This is a genomic window from Pseudomonas sp. LAM2023 (genome assembly GCF_016620375.1).
Classification (GTDB): domain Bacteria; phylum Pseudomonadota; class Gammaproteobacteria; order Pseudomonadales; family Pseudomonadaceae; genus Aquipseudomonas; species Aquipseudomonas anuradhapurensis.
Map to the genome: position 1 here is coordinate 1 of NZ_JAENHV010000040.1, position 551 is coordinate 551.

The 551-nt window shown below is 48.6% G+C and carries 2 tRNA genes and 1 rRNA gene; all 3 read left to right on the forward strand.

Annotated features, from left to right (window positions below):
* Positions 1-68: ribosomal RNA gene (locus JKP78_RS24910) — 16S ribosomal RNA — on the forward strand; the annotation flags it as partial.
* Positions 69-145: 77 nt separating this feature from the next.
* Positions 146-222, forward strand: a tRNA-Ile gene (locus JKP78_RS24915).
* Between the two features lie 6 nt (positions 223-228).
* Positions 229-304 (forward strand) — tRNA-Ala (locus tag JKP78_RS24920).
* Positions 305-551 lie beyond the last annotated feature (247 nt).

Sequence of the window (551 nt, forward strand, 5' to 3'; positions counted from 1 at the left end):
GATTCATGACTGGGGTGAAGTCGTAACAAGGTAGCCGTAGGGGAACCTGCGGCTGGATCACCTCCTTAATCGACGACATCAGCCTGCTGATGAGCTCCCACACGAATTGCTTGATTCATGGTTGAAGACGATCAAGACCCTATATAGGTCTGTAGCTCAGTTGGTTAGAGCGCACCCCTGATAAGGGTGAGGTCGGCAGTTCAAATCTGCCCAGACCTACCAATATGCGGGGCCATAGCTCAGCTGGGAGAGCGCCTGCCTTGCACGCAGGAGGTCAGCGGTTCGATCCCGCTTGGCTCCACCACTTTCTGCTGTTGTGAAGTGTTGCACTTGATCAAACTCAGAAATGAGCATTCGCCTCGAATGTTGATTTCTGGCTTTTGTCAGATCGTTCTTTAAAAATTCGGATATGTGATAGATATAGACTGATGGCCAGTTTCACTGCTGGTTAATCAGGCTAAGGTAAAATTTGTGAGTTCTGCTCGAAAGAGCAACATGCGAATTTTCGGCGAATGTCGTCTTCACAGTATAACCAGATTGCTTGGGGTTAT